This is a genomic window from Heminiphilus faecis, assembly GCF_008728965.1.
Lineage (GTDB): Bacteria > Bacteroidota > Bacteroidia > Bacteroidales > Muribaculaceae > Muribaculum > Muribaculum faecis.
Window position 1 is genome coordinate 54,803 of the sequence record NZ_VSMC01000015.1, and the last position, 19,838, is coordinate 74,640.

Below are 19,838 nucleotides of genomic sequence, written 5' to 3' on the forward strand. Positions count from 1 at the left end.
TGTTTAACTTAATTCTGCAGTTTGTAAGGCGGTTGATCCTGTATTTTAAGATGGAGGTTCATCGTGTCGACAAGTTCCTGCATCGACGACTCGCGTATACGGCTCATGTAGGTGCTGCGCTCTCTTATGCGTTCGGTCTCGATGACTTCAAGCGTTTGCTCGAGTTTGCGTATCTCCTCCATGCGGGTCAGGCACTGGTATCTGTTGGTGATAAAGACGAGCAACATCACCATGACGGTAAGTACGGCTTTCCAGTGGCGGAGAAAAAAGTCGCTTGAGAGGACACGTCCGTGTAGTGCCTTCTTGATTATGTTATCGTTTTTTTTGTCGGTCGCTTTTTTTGCCATTGCCTGTGATGTTGTTGTATTACGGCGTCATTACTTTTTCAGCTATGCGGAGTTTGGCGCTTCGCGAGCGCGGATTTCGCTCGACTTCGGCATCATCGGCCACAATAGGCTTTGATGTGAGCAGACGGAAGGGTGAGAGATTTCGTCCGTAAAAATCCTGTTCCACACGGCCTTCAAGATTGCCCGAGCGCATGAAGTTTTTTACAAGTCGGTCTTCGAGCGAGTGGTAGGTGATGACGGCAAGACGTCCGCCCGGCTTCAGAACCTCAAGTGACTGTCGTAAAAATTCACTCAATGCTTCGATTTCGTTGTTGACGGTTATGCGTAGTGCTTGAAATACCTGTGCAAGTTCTTTTTTCTCCTTTCGGGGATTCATCAGTGGACGCACAGCCGACAGGAGGCCCTCCACTGTAGTTATTGGCTCAGTTGATCTGGCTTTGATGATTGCCGAAGCTATACGGCGTGAATTTTTAAGCTCACCATATAGATACAGGATGTCGGCAAGCTGTTCTTCGCTGAAGTTGTTGACATACCACTCGGCCGATCGGGAAGCATTGCGGTTCATGCGCATGTCAAGTGCCCCTTCCCAACGAAACGAGAAACCGCGCTCGGGGTCGTCGAAATGGTGAAATGACACTCCAAGATCGGCAAGTATGCCGTCAACTGCCGTAACTCCGTGGAAGCGCAGAAAATTGCGCATATAGCGGAAATTGCTGTATACAAATGTAAATCGCGGGTCGTCTATGGCGTTGGCCATGGCATCGGCATCTTGGTCGAAACCGAATAGCCGGCCGTCATCATCAAGACTTTCCATTATGGCGCGTGAATGGCCGCCACCACCGAAGGTGACATCAACATACGTGCCTGAAGCCTTGATGTCAAGGCCGTTTATCGCATCGTCAAGTAGCGCCGGTATATGATATGCATTATGCTGCATGTTGTGTCATTGAAGTCGTTTATAATAAGGTCGTAAAGTTAGCGAATTAATTTAAAATTTACATACATAAATTTCGACTTTTTTTCATAAATTTATCAACACCGCAGAAACATCGCTACTACAGCTGGTTTTGAGCATTTTCAATCCGTGGCTTCAAATATTTACAATTGTAAATTACTTCAGGGCGACCAGTATTTTTGTCAGCTCCTCCACACCTTTTCCTGCGCCTGTTTTCAGTACTGTGACTCCGGGCGGTACGCTTGCCGGATTGGGGTCTATGTAAAATACAGGTACCCCCGGTCGCACATAATGTAGTAACCCGGCCGCAGGATATACATTAAGCGAAGTGCCGATGATGACGAATATGTCGGCTTGGCTAACCAGTTTCGTGGCTGGCTCAAAGCACGGAACCGCCTCTTGAAAAAATACAATATGAGGCCTTACGTGATGACCGTTTATAATTGTGTCAGGAGTAGTGTCGAGAGAATCGGACTCCAATTCATATATTTGTGTGTCATTGTCAATGGCTCGGACCTTCATCAACTCGCCGTGCAGATGAAGCACATGCTTGCTGCCTGCACGTTCGTGAAGATCATCGACATTCTGTGTGATGATATAAGTGTCAAACCATTCTTCAAGTTTGACAAGTCCTTTATGGCCGGCATTTGGCTGTGCCTTCATCAAGTCATGTCGGCGGGCATTATAGAAATTGTGTACAAGGGCCGGATTTCTTTCAAATCCCTCAGCACTTGCCACATCCATTACCGGATACTGCTCCCAGAGTCCTCCGCTGTCACGAAAAGTTGATATACCGCTTTCGGCACTCATGCCTGCGCCAGTAGAGATAACAAGTTTTTTTCTCATACCAAACTGTTTTATTATATATCGCAAGTTACAAAAAATAAAACAATCCGGGCGAAATATTGTCAAATTACAGAAATTAAATAAGCTTAAACTGCTGAAATACAGTGATGTCAATTTTTGTCCTATAAAAAAGAGGCAAAAAAATTGCATAAACAAAAAAAACATCTTAACTTTGCATCGCAAAAACGCAGAAAGGTGCCATAGCTCAGTTGGTAGAGCAAAGGACTGAAAATCCTTGTGTCCCCGGTTCGATTCCTGGTGGCACCACCTCAATGATGAAACTCAGTTTACCCTGTATAGTATGGGTCAACTGAGTTTCTATTTTAATAGCTGATTATCTTGGGGTTAGCCTTCCCTAAGTTCTGTCAATACCCTGTATAGTTTGGGGTATTTTCGCAGTGTTGTGGCTTAGACCAGTCAGTGATGTGCATATTTTGTGACAGACGAAACGTCATCACTAACTGATTAAAGCAACGTAATGATTACAATCAACTATCAGATGTTCGGAACCAAAGGGTTCCAACTCAGATTGAGGCTCTATCAGGACGGCGAGACGAAGTTTATCAACGTCACCAAAATGCTGAAAGGAGCCATCCAGAAGAAACACTGGAACCAGAAGAAGCAGCTCTTTATCCCAAGCTGCCCCTTCAGCGATGAGAACAATGCCATACTCGTTCAGTTCCGACAGAAGTTCGATGAAATGGCTATAAACTGGACCGGCAGTGTTTTTGGTATGATCGCTGCTATGGAAACAGCCACAGAGCCCGTCAGGAAGGCTCTTACGGTCTCAGAGTTCATCCAGTATGTAGTTGACCAGCTCAACAAAAACAAGCACGCAGACGGCTCAGGAAAGGGCAGTTTTGAGAACTACCTGAAATGTGACAAGAGACTTCAGGAGTTCTGCAAGGCTAAGAAGATTAAATACTCCAAGCTCCTAATTACTGAGATTAATGCCGCTTTCGTGAACAACGTCTTTGAATGGGTCGAGCGCGCGCGTAAAGGCACGGGAATGTGTTATGTCTCAAAGATCCTGCACTCATTGATTATGAAAGCCGACAAAGAGGGGTATCTGAAAGCTGAGGACTTCAAAAAATGCAACTGGTTCAAGAAACCCAGTTCCAGCTCTCAGAAGTTTCATACACTGACTGAAGAACAATGCCAGAAGTTTACCACCCTGGACTTATCTTCAATATCAAAATCTCCACTCAATGAGTTGTACCGGGATTTCTGTCTCTTCATTCTTTATACCGGCCAGTCAGCTTGTGACGCGATAGCACTTCGGTATTCTGACATCAAAAAGATAGGTGGTATAAGCCACTTTGTCTTTAATCGCAGAAAGATTGCTGAGAAGCAAGCGGTACCCTGCTCTGTTCCAATCAATACAGAGCTTGACCGCATTATGTTACGGTGGAAAAGATTAGCCAAGGACGGCTATATATTTCCGATACGCAACAAGGAGAAGTTGAAAACTCAGACCACCAATAATGGTGACATAAAACACTTTATAGGGAATTTGAACAACTGGCTCAAAAAAGTCGGTAAGGCACTGGGTTGTTCTTTTCCGCTGCACACCTACACTTTCCGGCATACAGCGATAACACATTATATAAGTAAGGGTGTGCCGGTCATATATGTGTCGAATATGATGGGCACCAGTATAGAGAACTGTGAGAAGATCTACTACAACAATCAAGGTGACACTGCCAGCCGGAATAAGGTGTTGGCAGCGATGAAGTTCTAAAGAATGGGGGCGGTCAATTAATGACTACCCCCATTTCTCATTTGTTCGGTCGTTGGAAAGTGTATTGTATATTACAATCCTGACAGTGGTTGCGGAAGATTTTGAATGTCTTATCAAATTGACGCTGGACGGCTCTTCGCACTTTTCTTGTGTTGCCGGGTGCATGATACTCCTCAATGAGACCATTCAGTTTATCAGCAAGCCGACAAGCCGTTTTCCACGCTGGATTACCAAAGAATAAGTCTTTTGCTGCCTGATTCATCAAAGGCAATTTGACATCGCACTCAAAGTAATATGAATTGCAAATATTGACTGAAGAAGTATCGTTATCACAGCACTCCATTTTAGTAGTGCCATTGATAATTTCGGTTTCTTCTCCAGTCTCCATGTTGCGAAAATACATCTTTTTACTGGTCATCATTGTGAAGAACCTGTCAGACGGATTTTCATTCAGCTTCTGAAACGATTACCCAGTCCTCAGCAAGCACATCAGTCTGGGAAGCAAGCCAGCCGGTGAGTATCTGGTGCTGGGCAGTGAACATGCAGATAGTGCCAGCAGCCTCGATAGTGCCGCCATTGTCATCGGCCAGCTTTTTCAGCATAGGATCTTTACACCATTCGGATTTGACGGTGGCTGCTGGTTTGAGCCAGAGGAACATCCCCTTACCGTTCCAGCCCTTACGGGCCACTTTAGCACCGGCTTTGAGTGCTCTGATTGCATCGCCGAAGTCCATAGTGTCAAGCAGCTGCCAAGCATTTTCGTGACCATAGTCAACAGCAAATGCGATCTGCTTTTCGCACTTTTCTAAATCAAGACTGCCCTTACAGCCTTCAACTGCTCTTTTGGCGAAGTCTTTAGCCACGCCTTCGATTGATGGGAATTTTTCGATTTTGATTATCTCCATATTGTTTCTTGTGGGTTTTATTAAGCCGCCCAAGGCATTGAGATTTTGATTATATTGAATCCTTATGAAAGTCAATAATATATAGTTCTCCGATGTAATTCACATTTTCTGGAGTAGGCTCAATCGTTATCTTAATGAGGCCATTAGCATCTAATCCCTTGGCTATCCCAGAAGCAATATCTTCACGAACCAGCCTATTCATGCGGTTTGGATCTCGATCATATACATATCTGGGTATTGAGTGCTGCGACATCATTTTCTGGATATCGTGCCTCTCTTCTTTTAGATATGGGATATGCTTCACATCGTATGGAAAGATAGGCTCTAACTTTTCAGCCCATCTTCTCAGAATTTGAGCGATTTTAGTTTTCAGTTTCATCTTCTTGCTTTTTTAGAGTTGCTGTAAAAAGAACTTCTCCTTTGGAGTTGGTGACATTGAGTGTATCGGTACCATTCTCTTCACAATATCGTCTAAGATATGCTTCAAAACATCCGATTGCCTCATGATCCTCTACCAGCCTTCTATCCTGACTCATCACATCTTTAGACTTTATTTTCTTTGTCAGATAAATGTGACCAGTCAATGCCGCTTTACAGAACACATAATCTTTTGCTGCCATAGTTATTTGGTTTCAAATTTATCACACGCTCTAAGAGAGCATACTGTTGAATAGTATCTATCCGGCCCCTGAGATGGCTTAGGATTCATTCGACAAACGGTTGTTGGAATGTACTGATGTTTGAACGCGAGTCCTTCCACGCAATGCTTGCAATCATGGCACCGGATATTGGGAGGGAATTGTGAACGACGTTCTTTTTCTCGACGTTTTAATTCACTTCTCAACTCTTCGTCAGTGAACTGGGAAAGAGAAACTACTGGAGATATAGGCTTTGAATCTTCTGGTAGAAATTCTAATTCAGAAGGATAATATTCAGTCTTTGTTGATGTATCAAGCCATGTAGTATTGCCATGATAATCCATATCAGCATACACCTCCACTATTTCTCCGGTAGAAATGAGTTTAGCTTTCCGTGCCATTATTTTGAGTTGTTTGTTTACGTTTAGCTTCCTGTTGAGCGAGAATCTGGCCTTTTGCTTTAATGAGTGCATCTGCGAGCATATCAGCTAACTCTTGTAGCTGTATAAGCTTTTCGGGAGATTCTTCTTTCAAGTTTTCTTTGTCGACACCTTCAGTGTAATCGTCGGCCACATCTAAAGTGATAGTGACTGGCCATTTGGTTGCTTGGAATTTCATTGGCTTATTTGGAGTTAGAGAGATGATGAGTGTATTCAAAATAAAGTGAATCCTTTACCATTTCCACACGATATTTTTCAGATTGTTTTTCGGCAGAATGATATGCTAATCCAGCTCCACAAAGGGAACCAAGCCAAAAGAAAACTATAGCGGTAGAAAAGAAATACACCCAATATTGTATATGTTTCTTTTTCATTTGTTATTCAATTTAGCGAGTTTAATTTTACTGATGTGACCACATTGACAGCAATATTCAGCTTCTCCGGTGGAGTCAAAATGGCAAAGTGCATATTTTACTTCTTGGCAGCAAGGACATCGAAGAATAATGGTCTGAGGATATTTGCGAAATCTACGGTTACTCATTCCCCTCAGTTTTATTATGTGGTGGAATAGGCATCCAGCGTGTCGGATGTAACAGTCTTCCAGTCTCGGTAAGGTACCAATCCTTCCCATCATAGTATGCAACCGCATATCCGTGTTCATATGGGTAATCAACCAGCACATCTTCATCTATTGGAGGCGTGTCTGAAGTGTCTCTCCATTGATCGGAAAGACCGGCCAGATATGCTTCTGCAAGCATCTTTTTTATGTCTTTTATGCCAATAGGCACACCGTTGGTCCCAAAATTGTCAATTACGGATTGAGCATAGGTTTGAGCCTTGTCAGTAGTTTTTATTTTCTTTTCCATATTCTTGGATTTTTATGGTTCCTTTTGTATAGTTGATTATCACAAGACTTTTCTCATACTTCCAGTATTTCTTCCGAAGTTTATTGAAACAGCGTTTATTCAAGGGAATACCTATTGAATAGTAATGTTGGAGTTCTCTACTTCGAGGGTCAAGTACCTTATACTCCGGATTCACATTATCCAAAATCACATTGCCGTAATAAGGCACATAGAGATTCGCGGTATAATTCTGGAATGTGTATGGCAGTTGTTCACGTTTAACTTTAAGAATCCCACAAAGTTCTTTATAGGAGTAGATTTTTAACTGAAGATTGACTGGATTCTCGCAATCACATATTACGCAATTTGCCACATGCCACTCATCTCTAAACTTATTGATATGATAGTTTGTGAGATACTGTTTGGAATATGATGACTTAAAAAGGCTGGTATCGCAGATTTGAATGATGGCATTTCCATTTGAGGATCCAAAGGTTCTGGCGTTTTCATCTTCTATACACATAAAAACCATGTCTGCTGAGAATACCACTTCATAAAGGTTTTCAACATTGTCAAATAACACTTTATTTAACTTTTCCTCATCAGCTCTCATTCTTTCACGAGTATAGGCTTCATCCAGTAGTTTTTGTTTGTTTCTACGCTGTTCTTCCTTTTGAGACCATATAGCAATTTTGCGTATTTCGTCTATAGTACATAGTTCTCCAGCCTCTACATATTGCGTCACAGCCTTGGTAGGATCAATTTTGATAAGCTCAGTGGAGGTTGGATAGATAATGTTATTTAATCGTTCTTCATTGGCTTCTTTATTGATGTTTATGAAAACATCATCAACATTTTCTAAAGTATTACCGGCACCCAAGAGTTTAATATTTTCTCCAGCCAAACCAATCATCGTCAGATCAAATTGTTTCATGGGAATGACATTGTATATCAATTCCTCAATTATGAGTTTGATCAAAATCTTACTGGTCGGGGGTAGAAAATCCTGTATGGACTTTATGTAAACTTCAGAACTGTTTTCTTTGGCTACGGCTTTTGACTCTTTACGCCATTCCTCAATGTGATCCAATAGGCCATAAGGAAGCTGAATATTGTCAAAAGCCTCTTCACGCCATCTATAAGGGTTTCTGGTGTTTTCGCGGAACTGGGGATTGGGCATAGTCGGTTTGTCTGTAACCAACCATATCTTATCCTTGTATTGGATTGTTATAATGAAGTGAGAGAAAGCCAATTCTCGGTCAATTTTCAAAGCCAGACGCGCATAGCATATATCCTCTTCCTGGCCTTTATTTGTCCCAATACATAGGTTTATATCATCTGAGATACAAAGTGCATCAGAAATAGAATATGGCGTTGTATGGCCTATGCTGAGAGTGGTATTGGAAGCATTACCAAAATTATATAACTGGAGTAACTTGGATTGAACAGATTTCTTGGCTGCATCAACCCATTCATAACTAAACTTATTGAGAAAGTCATCAGTTTTTTCTTCTTCTTTCAGGAGTTCATTATTAAAAAGATATTCCCGAAAATACTTTTTCTCTTCGGCGGCCCATATCATGTAATCTTTGAAAATAGTATGAGCTTCTAAAAGAATAGAGCCTAATTCTTTACATTCCCCGATAAGCCTATCAAAATTATGAGAGAGTCTTATCTCAGATAAGAAGTTTTTTAAGAATGTTACTTCCTTTTCATAGGCAATGCCATACTCTCCACTCTGAATATTATTATTGATTGCGAAGAGATCTTTAGCATTTATATATGTGCCCAATGTCCCTTTGAAAGATGACTGTTCTGTCAATTCTTTCAAATTGCAGCCAGTCATTTTTTCAATAAATTTAAGAATACTGGAAACAATAGTCTCTAACTCATAATTTTGCATCGGTAGTAATTTTATATTGTTGGAGTATATTTTGGTTCGGGAGGCTCTGGATCTTCCCACTGAGGGTTTCTATGCCCATGTATTAGTTCACACATTTTTCGTGCAAAGAACCCTGCTCGATGACACTCACGATTGAAATCCTCATCAAGTGTCCCTTCCATTGCATAAAGAGTTTCAAGATGCTCTCTTACCTCATCAGCTTCTTTGAGAGTTAAGGATATTCTGTTATTGTCACGCTTCATTTTCTTCACTATCGTTTAATGGCACTTCACCAGTTATATCTCTCCAGATTTCCTCATCAGTTGGTCGGTCAGGATTGCATAAAATCCTTTCCTGAAACTCAGTCTGTTCTTTAAGAGTGTCGGAGGCTTTGATATTTGGTGTTGGCGTAAGTTTGATTTCAACGCAAAGTGGTTCAGAACCATATTGAACTTCCGGGAATAAGTCTGGAGGTAATAAGTTGAAATTATCAGACATATTGGGATGACTATGGGTCAGCTTTAGTTCTCCTGATAAACCCCGTGATACATATCCAAGCATAACAAAAGATGTAGGCTCATCTTTGGCTGGAAGAAGTGGGCCACAGTGTTTATGGAAATTCTGTTTCATAGCCTCAAACTCTTCTTTTGTATATGGATGGTTTTGTCTGAAAAGAAGCATCCCATCATAAGGTTTAGGTTGAATATTTTTAGCCATAATTGGATCTCATTAGTTTTTTGTCCGTTTGAATATTCTTTTCACGATATTTCTAAAGAATTTGAATTTCTTTAGGCGTTTTTCAGATGCTTGGAGTTTCGGATTTAAAACATTCCCTTGCGCATCCAATATCTCGTCAGACAAAACATAGTGGTATCTAACACAATACGAGGTAATTTCCACCATATAATCTATATAGGCGAATTTGCCTCCATCACCTGCATTTCCGATGAAAATCTTATCACCACTTTTAAGATCTCGATTTCCCCAATAATAGCCATGAACTCTATCATCTGGATGAAAGGTGACAATATTATGCTCCCTATTTACCCAGCCGTCATTACACCGATATGCTTTTACGCCCAACTCCATCATTTTAGCGTGAAACGCATCACATTCAGCATAAAATTTCTTATCAGCTCTTATAATATCGTCAAGAACTGAGAGATCATGCACAATGGTTGTTTGTCCGTATCGACCTCGTATCGTTACACTCATTTTTCTGCCTCTTGATGATATTCATCTTCAAACATATCACACACTATATCTACAAGACCGTCAATGAGACCAAAATCTTCACTATCGCCATGCTCTAACGTCAGTTGGCACAGTTCTTGGGCTTTTGCCTTTGGAACAATACAGTGATCTCTCAGAATGACAGCGATCGTATCTTCAAGTTCTTCAGCTTTACGTTCTTTAGGATCTACGCTCCACCAAAGATGAGAGTTATAAGTCTTATCTTCATTGTATAGAATGGCAGCCACTTCAGTTGCCAATGCCTTTATTTCTTCGGTATTCATATCTTTTTCTGATGTTTGAGTCTGGTAATAGCATCCTTCTTAGAGAATGCCATTACCTTATGACCTTTGATTGAAAACTCACGCAACTGTCGGCTATCTACAGCCCTTGGAGGGGTTTTTGAAAAGCCGTTGCCAGAATCCGGCACAGGATAACGCTTACGCTCACCATACCGATAGAAATTATCGGATTGTTGGGCCATCATTGCAGTGGCACACAACATTGCGAATAATGCTTTCTTACTCATCGTTATTGAATTGGGTTAAGACAAAAGACAGCATCGCCGATTCAGCAGCTTCTTTTGTGGGATAATATTCACTGGTATCATCATATTCAGAGGTGCTTAGGTTTAACCAATCAGCAAACCAATCACGAGCGATATAGCGATAATTAGCCCGGATATTAATGCCTTTGTTTTCTCTTATCCATTTGATTGCGGAGCTGAGAGGGAATAGGTAGTGACCCGATTGCTCTTCATAGTACAATCGCTCAGTTCCCATCCCTAAAGTCAGCAAAGCGTCAGTCTGCTCCAATGTGCAAAGCTCATCTATTGAAAGATAGAAGTTCTCGTTCATTGTCTCTCTTGTTTTACACCGACATACATTTCACCTTCCAACATCACCTCATTGTTATAAGCCTTTCTGATGTTGAATGTGATGATATTCCTTTCAAGGAAATGTTTAGCAAACTCTTCAGCTATATGCCGATAGGCCCATTCCATTTGACTTTGCGGAATGTTGTTAGGATTGATGATCTCTCCAAATTTATGTGGGAAAATATAGCCACATTGTACTGGGGTGATTTTGTAAACCGATTTGATTGGTATGTAGGAACATTCACGCGGATCTTCACCATGACAAGTAATGACTTGTGGGTTAAGTTTATTTGCCCATTTCCTAAGTAGAGCTGCTATTTTCTTTTTCATACGATTAGTGGTTACGATAGTATTCTTTTACATACGCATCCATCTGTCGGCGAGCTTCTGCCTTGGCCGCTTCAACAGAGGTAAAGTAATCCAGAGGAACTTCAACCTTATGTATAACCTTACGCACAAGGCGTTTCAGGATTTTTGTTCGACGAGTATAATATACTTCACCGATAACACATAGCTCCATTAAGCCATCAAAACCGCGAGGAACACCGGCCACATCTATGGAAGTTACAAGTTGTTTTTTCATTGTTCTGAATAGTCTTTGCACGGTCTTTTTCGTGCGGTTATACATTTATGAGATTTGAAGCAATACATTTTCTTGTCTTTAAGGACATCGTAATGCTTACACTGAGAGCAGTGAGGCGAGAACACTTGTGGAAGATTCTCATCTTCAGGAGTGGCATCACGAACCGGTACCCAGCCGATACCGACATATTGATGCACTACACCATCCAGTACAATGTGGAAGTTGGCATCAACAATACATTGAGGCGGGTTAACAGACATCTTAATCTGACCTCTCATTCCGAAGATGTCATAATATTTGACTCTCATTTTTCTTCCTCCTTAAAACCTAATAAGTTACGGGCCACCACAATTTTGATATTGTCCGACTTCAGGAACTTCTTTCCTAAAGCACACTGACAACACGGTTTAGCCTCCCTGAGATTGTTGAATATGTCAAGCATATAGTCATCATTGACATTTCCGAATGAGGGGCATAGGCAGGATTCTGAAAGATGCACATTGCCTTTGTAGTCAATACAAGGCTTACACATCACTCCCGGTGTATGATCCAAGCCAGTGAGTTTTCTGGTGGGGCTGGTTTGCTTGAAAAGTAAGTGCCCATTCAGACAAGACATATAGTGAGGATTGTCCGCTATTTCTTTCTGAGCCTGCTCATTTGTTTTGGCTCTACCCAAGTCCTGCATACTTCTGATTTCATCAGTTGTAAGAATAATCTTTGGTATGGCACTGAGTTCTTTGCTGTGCTCAATGATGAATGAGGCGTCTTTATACCACTTTGAATTAGTATAAACTTGCATACCTACATAAGATTGGAGCTTTGCAAGTTTTATCATTTCTTCAGTGCGCTCCGGGAACCAAGTGCCATTTGAGGTCACTGTAAAGCCTCCAGGAGTCTTACTTTGTTTAATAAAGCGGTCGAGATACTGACAGAACTCGGTGAATTTAGGATGCTCTGTCGGCTCTCCACCAGTAATGATGTAGGCACTGGCACCTAAGAATTGTCCGAATCTCAGGGCATTTTTGAAGGTGGTTTCGCTCATGTGTTCCCCATTGGGATTGGAGCAGTGCATACAATGAGCACATCCTTCGTGGCATTTATTCGTTATTTGAATCAGCATAATTTGAAGGGATTAAAAGGGGTTCTGTTATATTGGGTTCTGATGCAGGCAGTTGATTATTCTCGATTTGGTCTGAAAGATCTTCATATTCTACATCAATGATTTCACGAGGCTTTTCTCTAAAAGAATTGAATAGCTGTTGCATAGATAGGGCACCTATACCATAGACTTCAATTATATGGCGTATCATATCATTTATTACCGAAGTCTGCTGGGATTTCTCCCCAGGCTCTGTTATCCCATTTCACTACCTTAATCTCATCCACCCAATAAGCCATAGCTCTTAGGTATATTTCAGCTTTCATCAGTCTCGCATTACGCTTGCCGGATGCAGTACGTTTATTCTTGAACCAACTTATAGCAGTCGTACTGTCTGAGAAAATGACTTTAGGCTGAAAGTCATTGTCAATGATGTATTTGACAGCCTCAACTATCGCAAGGAACTCACCGATATTAATGGTCTGATTACCCAAATCGGAATAGAATAGCGTTTTCCCAGTATTCAGGTCAACTCCCTGAAATTCTGTCTTACGATTCTTCATTGAATGGGCCGCGTCAACTGCGATACCCTCATTGAGACTAATCATATTAAGATAGTTATGTTACACTGCGTTAATCATTTGAGATGAAATCCGGGAAACGGAATTTCTTTCTTTGTGCTTTGGAGAGGGAGAAATATATTTTGGCATACTCTACCATTTGGGTCTGTTTCGCATCAAGCATATCCATTGTGACAAATGTGTTTGCTTGAAGGAGTCTATGATGTTTGCTCCACTGGAGTAGTGCAACTCCATCATTGACCGGACCGAAAATGTGAACTTTATCACGAAAGACGGATTTGGTCTCAATCCAAGTCATAGTCAGGTTGCGCTTCATATATATGCCGATAACATCAATGATGTCTTTGGCTGTGGCAAGTTGGTTCCTGGTCTGCCAGTCACATACTTCGATAAAGCGTTCCTTGTAACGTTGAAAGAAATGAGGATTGAACTTAATAGCCTGCTTGCTCTCTGCATAAAAAGCAATAGCCGATACATCCTTGTTGGTATTCATCAGTCCGATATGGAAAGATGACCAATCCCATTTTTTAGTCTTTCCGATACCAGTTTGAAAATAGACCAATATTCCCAAATAGGCATTGCCACGAGATGAGTCAAATATCTTGGTCATTATGACAGTGGGCTGCTTATGATGTTTCCATAAATATCGGGCCACATAATCTGACTTATCATAGCGCAGAGTTTTGGCCTGAATTTCAGGAAGGTCTAAGCGATACTCATTCAGCAGCTCGTCACCTGACATGGTTTCTTCAAACATTGGATTGAGATTGTTCGTAGAGTCTTTTGACTATACAGGCGTTATCAATAAAATCTTCAGCCACACTTATCGCATTTTCGAGGTCGTGCCGGCTCCGAAGAATGTCTGCGATAGATTTGATGTCGTTTTTGCGCTTTTCCTTACTGGAAGGATCGTAGATGTATTCCTTGTTGCCGAATGTTATTCGCACCAGAAAGACATTTTTACGGCATACTGTAGCTACCGTGCCGGGGAATTTGATTATAGTTGCAGACTTGGCTATGAAGCCTCCTTCATTACGCATCGGAACCAGTGAGCAACTGTAAAGTGTATTGGGGATGATGTCTTTAGCAATAGCCGTATCTACAAACACGATTTTTTTCTTACTCTCAGTTTCGCGGCACCCCCTCCAACTTCCATTGGACTTGGCGACAAAACCGTAGAGCTTATCTGCAACGTTGTCAAGCCCTTTGTAGAACTTGATATTGGTTTTAATTCTCTGTGCCATGTTATATTGCTTTTATCAATTAGGGCATACAAAAAGGCCCTGCACCGAGTAATAGTGCAGAGCCTTCAGAAAGATTTGTTAACAAATCTTAAAAAGACTATTGGTGTTGGTTAATAATCGCTAACCTTATCATTGATTAGCTGAGTTACTGATGGGATTATGAATTTCCCGGATGAATCACGCTGTTGAATTATCTGGAACGGTCTGTCGGCCCTAAGTTCAGGCATAGTTGGAGCCGTTGTGATTTTTAGACCATCTTGGGTTACTTCAGCGATCAAGAACTCATCTTTATCATCGGACTTATTATAGTGTCGAATGATTAGGATTTCATCATCCTGAACCCCTAAATATTGCCATATTTGCTGGATTTTGAATGTTGTGTTCATATCAAACTGCTTTTAATCAATTATAGTTCCAATGTATCTGCAAAGCAGTTGGAACAAAAACCTTTTGTTCTGTTATACTGAGACTTACCAATGCGTTTGCCGCACCGGTTACAGAACAAGAGTGATTCATTCCTCCCATGAAGAATGTCTTTGAGATTTTGCTGACTGATATTGTATTCTCGTGACAACGCTCTCAGCACTTCAGGGAAGTTATAATTCTTGTCCTGATGTTCCAGCCAATGCAATCCGCTTGTCAGTCTTTCATAATCGGCTCTGATGAGGAGATTGCGAATGTATGTGGCATTAAGAAGCCTCTGGTCGTTGAGACGTTCCAGTAAGGCAATCTCTATACCAAACATATCACTCGCCTTCTCCAAATCTTTTGGCCGGAGGGTAAATTGAACTGTATCGGCCAGCCCCATATCACACCTTCTTAAAAGAAATTGTCAGAACTGCGTCATAATGCTCATCCGGTTCGATGGCGGCGAAAGCGTCAGCAAGCATATTGAGCATAACGCGAATACTGTCCTCGTGTGACATATTATCCCAGTCCAGCCCCATCTCATCTGAGATTGTCTTGGCACTCTCATAGTATGGATTTTCTGGTGGGATTTCATTCACATCTTCGGGAGCATCCTCTCCGAACAAATACTTTGATAATTGAAAGTAGGTTGCGATAGCTTTCTGGGATTGTTCAAGAACCTCTTTTTTTATTGCCATAATCGTATATTAAATTATGACACTGCTTTCATCACTTAGGGTCAAACGTCAAATCGCAATAAATCACCTCACAGACAGCCAATAAGGTTTTAATCGAAAGCGGTATCACATATTTACGACCGTCGGCCTCTTCCTTCATACGTTCAATATCTTCAGGATCTAAAGACTTGGGCGGCGTATAATGAATACCAGTCTTTCGATAGACTAACTTATGATCAACTTTATATCGTTTCATAAGCAAATCCAACACCTTGTGAACGTCCAGCACAGACTCAGGATAGAAGCGATCTTCCGTCGCCATATCGGTCATCACAAACTTCAAATTCATATCTTGACAGAATGAAATTAAATTTTGGACTGGATAGTTACTTCTTGCTAACTCTATAGACTGTACGGCATAAGATGTTAAGCTACCTGTATAGGCAGCTCCATTAGTGGCTTCTTTGATTCTATCTGCGAGTTGTTCCTGATTCATCTATGAATAGTCTGTTTGATCTTGTTCACTATCTTAATAACGTCACCTTTGACCGATTTGTATGAGAACATATCGGCCGACTGGCATTTGTCGATAAGAACTTCCAGCTCTCCGCTTGCGTCAGTCAAGTCAGATATGTTATCTGACATTGCATCATTGACCGCAGACCACTGGAGCGATTCTGGCCGGTTGTCAAGAGCTTCTTCCTCTTCATCGGCACATTTCTGAACATCAGATTGAGCTTTCTGAAGAATCATCAGGGCCTCATCCTTTTCAACCGGGTCTCTCAATCTTGCCAAGCCGTCAAGAACGGCGTGAAGAACACTTCTCCTTTGTCTATTCATATTGGTTGGTAGTTACTGAAAGACGCTGCAAAATTACAAAAAATTACAGTGTCTTTCATTATTAAATGGTTACTGAATTGCTTTATACTGATACTTCTCCTTTGATTGCAGGCCAGGAATCGTAATCTTCCAGCTTAAAATCCTCATAACGGAACTGAAAAATATCTTTTACGTCGGGATTGATAGTCATCCGAGGTAAGGGGCGGGGATTGCGTTGGAGTTGAGTATTGACCTGATCCAGATGATTGAGGTAGATGTGTGTATCTCCGAGAGTATGGATAAACTCTCCGGGCTGGAGGTTGCAAACCTGAGCAACCATCATGGTCAGCAGAGCATAAGAGGCAATATTGAACGGCACTCCTAAGAAACTGTCGGCACTCCGTTGATAGAGTTGAAGTGACAACTTGCCCTCGTTGACATAAAACTGGAAGAAACAGTGGCAAGGAGGAAGATTCATCTTATCGAGGTCAGCCACATTCCAGCTGCTCACGATTATACGGCGAGAGTCGGGATTTTCTTTAATAGTACGGATTGCTTCGGAAATCTGGTCGATGAAGGTTCCATCATAGGTGGGCCAACTACGCCATTGGAAGCCATATATGTGACCGAGTTCGCCATTTTCATCTGCCCACTCGTTCCATATTCGGACTCCATTGTCTTGGAGATACTTGACATTTGTGTCACCGGCGAGGAGCCAGAGCAATTCGTGGATTATGCTCTTCAGGTGTACCTTTTTGGTAGTGAGCAAGGGAAAGCCTTTGGAGAGGTCGAACCGCATCTGATACCCGAATGTCGAGATAGTGCCGGTGCCGGTGCGGTCTCCTTTTTTATGACCATTTTTGAGAATATGGTCTAACAAATCTAAATATTGTCTCATTTCATATTAAGAATTGGTATTACTGCTTTCATCAGATATAACATAATAGAGGGATTAACCTCTCATTATTTGTAAAGAAAAGTTAATCCCTCCAATCTTTTGATGGAGTTAGCGCCGATTGTCCGGATCCCAGCCAAGACAAACCAAGACAAACCCAAAAAGAAATCCGAGAAAAATGAGAGACATCAGTCCACATACGACCTTATCCCAGAACGGTTGATCCTCAAAAATGAGAAATCCTCCACAGAAAAAGTACCATATCCATCCGATAGCATATAGTGCCAAAATCATTACTCCGAGACCTACAATGCCCATTACGGAGTACATCACTGTCTTTGCAATCTTTTTTTCAAGGCTTCCTTCAGGTGCCGATTTCTCTATCTGGTTGAACAGATGATACATAATACCACAAAAAAGGTATGCTGCAAATATTAGCCAGCCCATATTATTCTATTAAGTTCTCGTAGATACATCTCATACAACAGTCCCCAATGGCTTCAGACTCCAGACGAGCAATTACTTCAGGATCTTCGTGATTTCCCCATTCACGGAATAGTCTTATAGATTTTCTCTTTTTGAGGTAAGTTCCGAAACATTCCAGTTGATTGAGTTTGAGCTTGAAGGAGATTGTGACGCGGTTGCCGTCTTTATCTTGCCAAAAGACACGTTGGTTCTGGAGAAAGACTGCTACACTGAATGGCACTGTGTCTGACGGCAATCCCATTCTTTTCAGCATTTCCTTTCCTTCATAGTGATCTCCGAAAAATCCTCTTGTCAGTTCATTGATGTAAAAGCCTTTAACTCTGGTTGAGTCATGGGTTTGTTTCTTTTTCATTATTGGTTATTGACGATAATCACTGCTTGTCATCAATATCATCATAGACCCACTCTGTGATTTCACAAGTCTCAGGGTGTATGTTGCAAAGGTGGTCGGCGAGGTAGTTACCTGATGTTTCGGAAGAATAGAGTTCCACCTTGCTTATCGCGCCGGAATCAGCTTCATCATACCATTTGATATAGAAACAAACTCCGACATAATCACCTTCAGTTTCCATGTGACTTCTGTCAAGTTCGACCTCACAAGATATAATAGTGCAGTCATCTTCATATTCCACATCACATTCATGGTTCTGAAGTTTACTCCATAACTCATCAAAGGATTTAGAGCCTGAGATGGCTTCCTGAATAGGCTTTTTCGCCTCTTCATAAGCCTTTCGATTGAAGTTGGTATTGAACAGTTTTTGCTGTTCAGCTGTGAGCTTAATCTTTTTCATATTTGTATATCAGTTGTTTGCTTTATTACTCCTGAATACCGATGAGCACGGAGTCCTCGAACAAAACTTTCGACTGGGATCGTTTCAAGCACTTTCTCAGAATATGTCGTTACTACATATTCTGCTATTGTCATATTGTAGAAACAACAGTTGGTCTTAGACTTTTTGCAAGGGCGATTGCTTGTAGTAAAAGGGCACTCCTTACAACATTCTTTCAGTCGAATTGTCAGATTCTCATGATACGCCTCTCCAGCGCTACTTTGATTCATACATTTATGGTTTTAGAATATTGCAACGTGCCATGATAACCACGCCGTCTCAGTTCTCCAAAAAGGTTGTCATCTGAGAAGTCGGCGAGAGTGAGAGTGGCTTTATTGCCTTTCTGTGGTATGTAATCTTCAGGACGGGTTTCAGAAGTTGATTTGGTAGTGCCCTTTTTAGCTGCCATGTCGAATTTAGTTAAAGAGTGGAACGATAATTTTCCAGATACTCCAAAATATCAATCAGAGTCTCTGTATAGATGTTTTCTCCGTCATTGGATGATGGTGCATCGCAGTATGAAGCGAAAGTGATGTAGAACCCCTTGTCATCATCAGTCAGACCTATGGTGTCCGGCAATACTGATGATGGGCCGGAGTCTTTCTCATAACAGATGTCGGGGTTTTCGTGACCAGTGATGTCATCCCAAAGAATTGAACAAGTTTGGGTTTGTTCACAGATGTCTTTGATAGTATAGAAAATGCTTTCGATGACCTCAGTGCGAATATTATACACACGCTCTGAATACTGGGAATGATAGGTCTGCTTAACTATTTTTATTCCCTTCAGTTCTTGTCTCAGGAGGTCAATCAGGCCCTTAACATTGCCCTTACATTCCTCCATGTCGGCTATGAGGTCTTTCAGGTCATCAGGTGCGCCGTTTTTACCATGACCGTCCGGGTCTATCCACAGAGCCGCTTCTTCATAGGGATCATAACTGTTATAGTACCCTTCAACGGCATTGATAAACTCATCTGCATCTCCTGTCTCACATTCGACATAGAAACCGAAATCCTGGTCGGCATTGGAATACTTGGAAAGATAGAGATCTACCTTATCGTAGTTCTCACTGTGATTGTGAACACTCCAGTCATCATCTTCGGCTATTGCTGTGATACGATTGACAAATTCCTCAATGCGCTTTCTACGGAGTCCGAGGTCTTGAAGCTCCCAGGCTTCAACCTCTGCTTCGGAAACGCCATTGCTGATGAGAACGATGGTGTCATCATAGAGACCTTCATCCGGGTCATCAGGATTTCTTTTGATTTCAAGCACTTTGTAAGCACCTGAAGTCTTGTTTTCGGGATCTGACCACCAGACCTCTTTCCCGTTAAAAAGGGTATTTGTGTTGTCGCTCATTGTTTATTTATTATTTTAGTTTTTAGTAGATGACAAAAATTAAATTTATGCTGTTAAACACTTAATTTTCAGTCGATTAAATTTGCAAAAGTCCCTGAAAATTAGTAATTTAAAGGAAAAGTTTGGACGCTTTTTCTCATGAAAACTA

Annotated in this window: 37 protein-coding genes and 1 tRNA gene; 2 read left to right on the plus strand and 36 right to left on the minus strand. The window is 41.4% G+C overall.

All coding sequences use genetic code 11. The features are described from left to right. Positions 1–8: 8 nt before the first annotated feature. The 3 genes from FW767_RS07820 to FW767_RS07830 all read right to left on the minus strand — a co-directional run bounded on the left by FW767_RS07820 (position 9) and on the right by FW767_RS07830 (position 2,148). Positions 9–347, minus strand: coding sequence for an FtsL-like putative cell division protein (locus tag FW767_RS07820; protein ID WP_121698725.1), 339 nt, complete (start codon positions 345–347; stop codon positions 9–11). Positions 348–366: 19 nt separating this feature from the next. Continuing rightward, positions 367–1,284, minus strand: coding sequence for a 16S rRNA (cytosine(1402)-N(4))-methyltransferase RsmH (rsmH, locus tag FW767_RS07825; protein WP_121698726.1), 918 nt, complete (start codon positions 1,282–1,284; stop codon positions 367–369). 174 nt (positions 1,285–1,458) lie between these two features. Beyond that, on the minus strand, positions 1,459–2,148 hold the full coding sequence (locus FW767_RS07830) for an SIR2 family NAD-dependent protein deacylase (RefSeq protein WP_148464451.1): 690 nt from the start codon (positions 2,146–2,148) through the stop codon (positions 1,459–1,461). A 194-nt stretch (positions 2,149–2,342) separates the two neighbouring features. On the opposite strand from FW767_RS07830, the gene FW767_RS07835 reads away from it, so the two are divergent. Both FW767_RS07835 and FW767_RS07840 read left to right on the plus strand, forming a co-directional pair. Then, a tRNA-Phe gene (locus tag FW767_RS07835) sits at positions 2,343–2,415 on the plus strand. 211 nt (positions 2,416–2,626) lie between these two features. After that, positions 2,627–3,889, plus strand: a complete 1,263-nt coding sequence (locus FW767_RS07840; protein WP_123477308.1) for a tyrosine-type recombinase/integrase — start codon at positions 2,627–2,629, stop codon at positions 3,887–3,889. Positions 3,890–3,926: 37 nt separating this feature from the next. Here FW767_RS07840 and FW767_RS07845 read toward each other — a convergent pair whose 3' ends face one another. The 33 genes from FW767_RS07845 to FW767_RS08005 all read right to left on the minus strand — a co-directional run bounded on the left by FW767_RS07845 (position 3,927) and on the right by FW767_RS08005 (position 19,690). Further along, complete coding sequence (locus tag FW767_RS07845) at positions 3,927–4,310, minus strand: hypothetical protein (RefSeq protein WP_123477305.1); 384 nt, start codon at positions 4,308–4,310, stop codon at positions 3,927–3,929. A gap of 25 nt (positions 4,311–4,335) precedes the next feature. Beyond that, on the minus strand, positions 4,336–4,794 hold the full coding sequence (locus tag FW767_RS07850; protein ID WP_205523866.1) for a DUF2829 domain-containing protein: 459 nt from the start codon (positions 4,792–4,794) through the stop codon (positions 4,336–4,338). 49 nt (positions 4,795–4,843) lie between these two features. Then, on the minus strand, positions 4,844–5,173 hold the full coding sequence (locus FW767_RS07855) for a hypothetical protein (protein WP_123477303.1): 330 nt from the start codon (positions 5,171–5,173) through the stop codon (positions 4,844–4,846). Continuing rightward, entirely contained in the window at positions 5,157–5,414 is a 258-nt protein-coding gene (locus FW767_RS07860; protein WP_123477301.1) for a hypothetical protein, read from the minus strand. The genes FW767_RS07855 and FW767_RS07860 overlap by 17 nt, the downstream gene beginning before the upstream one ends. Before the next feature lie 2 nt (positions 5,415–5,416). After that, positions 5,417–5,833: a hypothetical protein gene (locus tag FW767_RS07865; protein ID WP_124030355.1), complete on the minus strand. Its 417-nt coding sequence runs from the start codon at positions 5,831–5,833 to the stop codon at positions 5,417–5,419. Next, entirely contained in the window at positions 5,817–6,050 is a 234-nt protein-coding gene (locus tag FW767_RS07870; RefSeq protein ID WP_123477299.1) for a hypothetical protein, read from the minus strand. The genes FW767_RS07865 and FW767_RS07870 overlap by 17 nt, the downstream gene beginning before the upstream one ends. A 4-nt stretch (positions 6,051–6,054) precedes the next feature. Further along, positions 6,055–6,246 carry a hypothetical protein gene (locus tag FW767_RS07875; RefSeq protein WP_124030354.1) on the minus strand — a complete coding sequence of 64 codons (192 nt, stop codon included), beginning with the start codon at positions 6,244–6,246 and terminating at the stop codon, positions 6,055–6,057. A 159-nt stretch (positions 6,247–6,405) separates the two neighbouring features. Beyond that, a complete protein-coding gene (locus tag FW767_RS07880) occupies positions 6,406–6,738 on the minus strand; it encodes a hypothetical protein (RefSeq protein WP_123477297.1) in 333 nt (110 codons plus the stop codon). Then, a complete protein-coding gene (locus tag FW767_RS07885) occupies positions 6,713–8,620 on the minus strand; it encodes a hypothetical protein (RefSeq protein ID WP_150980465.1) in 1,908 nt (635 codons plus the stop codon). Before FW767_RS07885 ends, FW767_RS07880 begins: the two co-directional genes overlap by 26 nt. Positions 8,621–8,631: 11 nt before the next feature. Beyond that, positions 8,632–8,862 (minus strand): hypothetical protein, encoded by a 231-nt coding sequence (locus FW767_RS07890; protein WP_150980468.1) that lies wholly within the window; start codon positions 8,860–8,862, stop codon positions 8,632–8,634. Beyond that, positions 8,852–9,316, minus strand: coding sequence for a hypothetical protein (locus FW767_RS07895; protein ID WP_128701831.1), 465 nt, complete (start codon positions 9,314–9,316; stop codon positions 8,852–8,854). Before FW767_RS07895 ends, FW767_RS07890 begins: the two co-directional genes overlap by 11 nt. Before the next feature lie 12 nt (positions 9,317–9,328). Beyond that, positions 9,329–9,814 (minus strand): hypothetical protein, encoded by a 486-nt coding sequence (locus FW767_RS07900; protein WP_128701832.1) that lies wholly within the window; start codon positions 9,812–9,814, stop codon positions 9,329–9,331. Further along, a complete protein-coding gene (locus tag FW767_RS07905; protein ID WP_128701833.1) occupies positions 9,811–10,116 on the minus strand; it encodes a hypothetical protein in 306 nt (101 codons plus the stop codon). Before FW767_RS07905 ends, FW767_RS07900 begins: the two co-directional genes overlap by 4 nt. Beyond that, positions 10,113–10,361: a hypothetical protein gene (locus tag FW767_RS07910; protein WP_150980471.1), complete on the minus strand. Its 249-nt coding sequence runs from the start codon at positions 10,359–10,361 to the stop codon at positions 10,113–10,115. The genes FW767_RS07905 and FW767_RS07910 overlap by 4 nt, the downstream gene beginning before the upstream one ends. Beyond that, complete coding sequence (locus FW767_RS07915; RefSeq protein ID WP_121698744.1) at positions 10,354–10,689, minus strand: hypothetical protein; 336 nt, start codon at positions 10,687–10,689, stop codon at positions 10,354–10,356. Before FW767_RS07915 ends, FW767_RS07910 begins: the two co-directional genes overlap by 8 nt. Further along, the gene (locus FW767_RS07920; protein WP_121698745.1) at positions 10,686–11,039 is read right to left on the minus strand and encodes a hypothetical protein; all 354 of its coding nucleotides are present in this window, start codon (positions 11,037–11,039) and stop codon (positions 10,686–10,688) included. Before FW767_RS07920 ends, FW767_RS07915 begins: the two co-directional genes overlap by 4 nt. Positions 11,040–11,043: 4 nt before the next feature. After that, entirely contained in the window at positions 11,044–11,292 is a 249-nt protein-coding gene (locus FW767_RS07925; protein WP_123549768.1) for a hypothetical protein, read from the minus strand. Between the two features lie 304 nt (positions 11,293–11,596). Further along, a complete protein-coding gene (locus tag FW767_RS07930; protein WP_121698747.1) occupies positions 11,597–12,412 on the minus strand; it encodes a radical SAM protein in 816 nt (271 codons plus the stop codon). Next, positions 12,390–12,602, minus strand: coding sequence for a hypothetical protein (locus FW767_RS07935; protein ID WP_150980474.1), 213 nt, complete (start codon positions 12,600–12,602; stop codon positions 12,390–12,392). The genes FW767_RS07930 and FW767_RS07935 overlap by 23 nt, the downstream gene beginning before the upstream one ends. 1 nt (position 12,603) lies before the next feature. Beyond that, entirely contained in the window at positions 12,604–12,999 is a 396-nt protein-coding gene (locus FW767_RS07940) for a ribonuclease H family protein (protein WP_121698748.1), read from the minus strand. Positions 13,000–13,024: 25 nt separating this feature from the next. Beyond that, the gene (locus FW767_RS07945) at positions 13,025–13,729 is read right to left on the minus strand and encodes a hypothetical protein (protein ID WP_150980476.1); all 705 of its coding nucleotides are present in this window, start codon (positions 13,727–13,729) and stop codon (positions 13,025–13,027) included. Further along, positions 13,722–14,216, minus strand: a complete 495-nt coding sequence (locus FW767_RS07950; protein ID WP_123542238.1) for a hypothetical protein — start codon at positions 14,214–14,216, stop codon at positions 13,722–13,724. Before FW767_RS07950 ends, FW767_RS07945 begins: the two co-directional genes overlap by 8 nt. A gap of 110 nt (positions 14,217–14,326) precedes the next feature. Beyond that, positions 14,327–14,602 (minus strand): hypothetical protein, encoded by a 276-nt coding sequence (locus FW767_RS07955; RefSeq protein WP_123542236.1) that lies wholly within the window; start codon positions 14,600–14,602, stop codon positions 14,327–14,329. Positions 14,603–14,622: 20 nt separating this feature from the next. After that, the gene (locus FW767_RS07960) at positions 14,623–15,024 is read right to left on the minus strand and encodes a hypothetical protein (protein ID WP_128701843.1); all 402 of its coding nucleotides are present in this window, start codon (positions 15,022–15,024) and stop codon (positions 14,623–14,625) included. 1 nt (position 15,025) lies between these two features. Further along, the gene (locus FW767_RS07965) at positions 15,026–15,322 is read right to left on the minus strand and encodes a hypothetical protein (RefSeq protein WP_128701844.1); all 297 of its coding nucleotides are present in this window, start codon (positions 15,320–15,322) and stop codon (positions 15,026–15,028) included. Between the two features lie 31 nt (positions 15,323–15,353). Next, positions 15,354–15,797, minus strand: a complete 444-nt coding sequence (locus tag FW767_RS07970; protein WP_123542230.1) for a hypothetical protein — start codon at positions 15,795–15,797, stop codon at positions 15,354–15,356. Further along, positions 15,794–16,141, minus strand: coding sequence for a hypothetical protein (locus FW767_RS07975; protein WP_128701845.1), 348 nt, complete (start codon positions 16,139–16,141; stop codon positions 15,794–15,796). Before FW767_RS07975 ends, FW767_RS07970 begins: the two co-directional genes overlap by 4 nt. An 82-nt stretch (positions 16,142–16,223) precedes the next feature. Continuing rightward, a complete protein-coding gene (locus FW767_RS07980; protein ID WP_128701846.1) occupies positions 16,224–17,018 on the minus strand; it encodes a thymidylate synthase in 795 nt (264 codons plus the stop codon). A 108-nt stretch (positions 17,019–17,126) separates the two neighbouring features. Continuing rightward, complete coding sequence (locus FW767_RS07985; RefSeq protein WP_150980479.1) at positions 17,127–17,420, minus strand: hypothetical protein; 294 nt, start codon at positions 17,418–17,420, stop codon at positions 17,127–17,129. 43 nt (positions 17,421–17,463) lie between these two features. Continuing rightward, positions 17,464–17,853 carry a hypothetical protein gene (locus tag FW767_RS07990; protein ID WP_128701848.1) on the minus strand — a complete coding sequence of 130 codons (390 nt, stop codon included), beginning with the start codon at positions 17,851–17,853 and terminating at the stop codon, positions 17,464–17,466. A 19-nt stretch (positions 17,854–17,872) separates the two neighbouring features. After that, positions 17,873–18,292 carry a hypothetical protein gene (locus tag FW767_RS07995; protein ID WP_128701849.1) on the minus strand — a complete coding sequence of 140 codons (420 nt, stop codon included), beginning with the start codon at positions 18,290–18,292 and terminating at the stop codon, positions 17,873–17,875. A 265-nt stretch (positions 18,293–18,557) separates the two neighbouring features. Further along, positions 18,558–18,740: a hypothetical protein gene (locus tag FW767_RS08000; protein WP_128701850.1), complete on the minus strand. Its 183-nt coding sequence runs from the start codon at positions 18,738–18,740 to the stop codon at positions 18,558–18,560. A gap of 11 nt (positions 18,741–18,751) precedes the next feature. Then, entirely contained in the window at positions 18,752–19,690 is a 939-nt protein-coding gene (locus FW767_RS08005; protein WP_128701851.1) for a hypothetical protein, read from the minus strand. Positions 19,691–19,838: the final 148 nt, after the last annotated feature.